Annotated in this window: 3 protein-coding genes and 1 pseudogene; 3 read left to right on the top strand and 1 reads right to left on the bottom strand. The window is 47.7% G+C overall.

All coding sequences use genetic code 11. The annotated features are described in order from the left end of the window. Positions 1 to 7 precede the first annotated feature (7 nt). From Q0372_RS10425 to Q0372_RS09215, 3 genes and pseudogenes are all read left to right on the top strand, one after another. A complete protein-coding gene (locus Q0372_RS10425; RefSeq protein WP_366810640.1) occupies positions 8 to 118 on the top strand; it encodes a hypothetical protein in 111 nt (36 codons plus the stop codon). Next, positions 103 to 1,641 (top strand): hypothetical protein, encoded by a 1,539-nt coding sequence (locus Q0372_RS09220; protein WP_298105151.1) that lies wholly within the window; start codon positions 103 to 105, stop codon positions 1,639 to 1,641. Before Q0372_RS10425 ends, Q0372_RS09220 begins: the two co-directional genes overlap by 16 nt. Positions 1,642 to 1,902: 261 nt before the next feature. Next, positions 1,903 to 3,452 (top strand): annotated as a pseudogene (locus Q0372_RS09215) (flavocytochrome c). A 204-nt stretch (positions 3,453 to 3,656) separates the two neighbouring features. Here Q0372_RS09215 and Q0372_RS09210 read toward each other — a convergent pair. Then, positions 3,657 to 4,221, bottom strand: a 565-nt coding sequence (locus Q0372_RS09210; protein WP_298105148.1) for a molybdopterin-binding protein, incomplete at its 5' end; no start/stop codon positions are given.

Genomic DNA, 4,221 nt, shown 5'->3' with positions numbered 1-4,221 from the left:
GCAGCCGATAAAAGGCAGCCGCGTACTCGGCGTTGACCCCGGCATTCGCACGGGCACCAAATGCGCCGCGCTCGACGAAACGGGCAAAAATTTAGCAACGATGTGGAATTTGACGTAATCAGCCAGTTCCCACGCTCGAAGCTATTTCACGTAAGCTACGGCGATAAGCCGGTAACGCTCAAAATCGATCCGAGTTATAAAGAAATTTATACTCACATCAGCGCTACGCCTAATGCTTTTAGCCTAGCGGACGAGCTATATCTCTATCCTTACGGTTGCACCGAGCAGCTTACTTCAAAGATGGTAGCGGTTGATTATGTCGCACGCAAAGACTCCAATAAAACCTTAACCAACCGCGTAAACGAGTATGCAAGTAGAATTCTATCTCGCCTCAAACCTAGCGGCAGTTTCGGCTACTGGAGTGCTCACGGCGTTACTAATTACTACGCTTCGATTTACGCAAGCGACGTTTTACTAGAGCTTGACGCGCGCTATAAATTCCTTAGCAATAAGCAAAGATCGCTGATATTTAGCGCCTTAAAATCAGACTACGAAGATCAAGCGACGCTTCGAGTATATGCGGATTTCGTGCTAGATCAATACGGCAAGCTGGATGACGATGAGATAAATTTCATTTACGACAACGGCCTTTATGACAACTCGCCGATGGCTCGCATCGCTATGGCTGCGATACTTAAAAAGCACAATATGACGACCGAGTTTAACTTCATGCGTGAAAAAATAAACCAAATGGATTATGACTACGCCGAAGACGGAGCGGGCTTGACGTTTGCTAGCGACATAAGAGACGCCGCCTTTAAGCTCTACGCATTCGGCAAGGCGGGCATCAAAGACGATAGCACGGCTCGCACGGTCGATGCGATCATTCGCGATCTAAAAAATATAAACAATACGCAGGAGCGAGCAAGCGTAATACGCGGATTTGATGAGTATTTTAAGGATTCGAAAAAAGAAGCCCATTTTGCATTAAAATACGACGGCGAGACGAAAAATTTCAATTCGCCGTTAGATACCAAACTGGCGGTTAAAGACGGCGCGATAGAATTTACGCCGATGAGCGGCAATGGCGAGCTGTTTTTTACGGTGCTGGGATTTGGATATGAAAGCGCTGCGGTCAAACACAATCCGCTTAGCATAAATAGACCGTTTGATAGCGACCGAGATAAGAAGGTTGAAATTTATCGCGAGTTTCTCGATGCTCGCGGCAACATCGTCGATCTAAACAAGCTCAAAGTAGGGCAGAAAATTTACTCTAAGATCAGTTGGCGAGCGAATCATTATCTATATAATTTCGCAATCGACGAGGCGATGCCTAGCTGCTTTGAGGCGGTAAATGAGCGCCTGGGCTCGGCTGCACAGGCTCGCCCGGAAGGCTTTGTGGATAGCGTAGCGATCGAGCATACGGAGTATCTGTACGACCGAGTACTTCACTTCCCGAAAAGCGGTTATTTTTACTACGATCCGCAAGAGGGATATAATAGTACCGGCGTCATCTACACGCCGATAAACGTGATCATGTCGGGCTCGTGCGCGCTTCCTGCGATCTCTATCGAGGATATGCAATACGAGCGAGTAAATAATTACGATCTGCAAACGCTTAAATTTAAAGTCGCTCGCTAAGGGCGTAGCGATTTTAAGGCTCGGCGCGAATTTTGCATTCATTGCGATTTTCGTGCCGAGATTTTTATTTGCAGCGGATATTTCACAAACGAGCGGCATTGTAAATTTTAAAATTTAAATCCCCGCTTGCTAAATTTCAAAATTTTATATTAATCCCTAAATTTCATAGCTTTTTACTATCCTTTCATAGCGTCGTTTTATTTGACTTACCCTTAAATTCGAGTTATTATTTTTAAATACATTTCAATTAAAGGAGTTGTAATGCAAAACGTATCAAGACGTAGTTTTTTAAAGATTAGCACAGTGGGCGCCGGAGCGCTTGCGCTAGGGGCTAGTAGCGCAAGTGCGGCGCAAAACGCCAAGGACGTCAAATTTGACGAGGAATACGACATCGTCATCATCGGCACCGGTTTTGCGGGGCTTGCCGCGGCGATTAAAGCCAGCGGGCGCGGCAAAAAGGTGCTAGTGCTTGAAAAAATGGGTCGCGCGGGCGGAAATTCCGTCATCAACGGCGGAAATATGGCGGCTCCGATGAATAAATTTCAAGTCGCACAAGGTATCAAAGATAGCAAGGAGCTTTTTATCGCCGATGCTGTAAAAGATGGACTCGGGCTCAATCATACCGATCTTTTGGGCGTGATGTTTGATCGCAGCAACGATGCGGTGGATCTTTTAACTAGCTGCGGAGCGGAGTTTAGCGATAAGCTGATCTTTGAAAGCGGCCACAGCGTCGCAAGAAGCTTGCAATCAACCAACGGCTCAGGCTCGGGCTACATCCAACCGATGATGGGTAAACTTCAAAACGATCCTAACGTCACGATCAAGACCCGCACGAAATTTGACGATTTTATTGTGGACGACAGCGGCCGCGTCGTGGGCGTAGAAGCGCGCGAGGAGTATAAATTTGATCCGAAGCTCTTTAGCGACGATCTGGAAAACAAAGGTGGCGAAAAAAAGAGCTACAAAGCCAAAGACGGCGTTTTGCTAGCCTCGGGCGGATACGGACGCGATCTGTGGTACCGCCAGATCCAAGATCCGCGCGTAGTACCTAGCATAGACAGCACCAACCACCCTGGAAGCTCGGCGGGAGCGATGCTAGCGGCAAATAGAATCGGCGCATTTACCCTTTTAACGTCGTGGATTCAGTTCCTTCCATATTGCTCGCCCGACGAAAAGGGCTTCGGCGCCGCAGTAAATTTCACCAACCACTGCTGCAACACCTACGGTCTAACCGTCGATCCAAAGACCGGCAAGCGCTTTATGGATGAGCACGCGGGGCGTAAGATCAAGGCGGATGCTTGCTTTAAGGTTATCGGCGAGAGCGAGAAAAACGACAACTATCCGGTAAACGTCTGCGACTCTCAAGCCGTCGCCGCGCGTAACCCGGTCTATACATCAAGGCCGCTGGAAGCGGGCGTCGTGAAGAAATTTGACACGCTAGAGGAGCTTGCGAAGGCTTACAATCTGCCGCTGGAGCCGTTTTTAAAGACCGTCGCGGATTATAACTCTTACGTCAAAGCGGGCAAAGACCCCGAATTCGGCAAAGTGGTAGATAAGCTAGACGGCATCGACGTTTCCAAGCCGCCGTTTTACGCAAGCCGCACGATGCCGAAGGTGCACCACACGATGGGAGGGCTCGAGATTAACACCAAAGCTCAGGTAATCTCGAGCCTTACTCACGAGCCGATCCCAGGGCTTTGGGCTGCGGGCGAGGTAACCGGCGGCGTGCACGGCGCGACAGGCTCGGAACCTACGCGATCCTTGATTGTATGGTTTTTGGAATGATCGCGGGCGAGAGTATCGGAGCATAAATTTAACGCTAGCTAAATTTCGGCTCAAAGTGGGCGTAAACGCGCGCTTTGTTAAATTTCGGCGCGAGTTTTAAATTTGAATACCGCGCACTTTAAAATTTTATAGCGGCGGTAAAATTTCGCACAGGCGGCGAGCAAATCCGTGCGCCGTAAATTTTAAAATTTACGCCTAGACTTGGGCTAGCGGAGCGGAATTTATTCGCTTTAAATTTGCGCTTTTAAAATTTTCTTTTCTAAATGAGCAAACTTAATATCTGCTTCCTTTTGACTAGTAGCCTTGGTGGACAATCGCAATGTCACCTCTCCCGTCTTAGCATAAGGAGCAATGGTCGGATCGGTCTGATTATCAATTAAATCTCCTAAAAGGGTTACTAATTGACTTTCACCGATACCAAAGAAACGTAAGACTCTTGAATACAATTTTTGACCAGTCGCTAAAAGTGGAACCAGCTTATTGTTCACCATAGGTTTTAATTCACTAGGCGGACCAGGTAGAACAACATAAGTCACGCCACTGACCTCAATCACGCCTCCTACTGCAAGCCCAGTTTCATTTTGTAGAGGAGTCGAGCCTTCCACTATCTGAGCTTGCCGCTCATTGTTTGGTGTTCGAGCATAATCCGGTCGACTTGCGAAAAAGCGGTCCAATTTCTCCGTAGCCATTCGGTCAAATACCAACCTACGATTTAAGAATTTTGCCAAAGTCTGCTTAGTCAAGTCATCTTCTGTTGGGCCTAATCCTCCAGTTAAGATGACCAAATTACTACGA

Origin of the sequence: uncultured Campylobacter sp. (assembly GCF_937997405.1) — a bacterium.
Taxonomy (GTDB): Bacteria; Campylobacterota; Campylobacteria; order Campylobacterales; family Campylobacteraceae; genus Campylobacter_B.
Note: the sequence above shows the minus strand (reverse complement) of the source record. Positions and strands in the feature narration are given on the sequence as shown.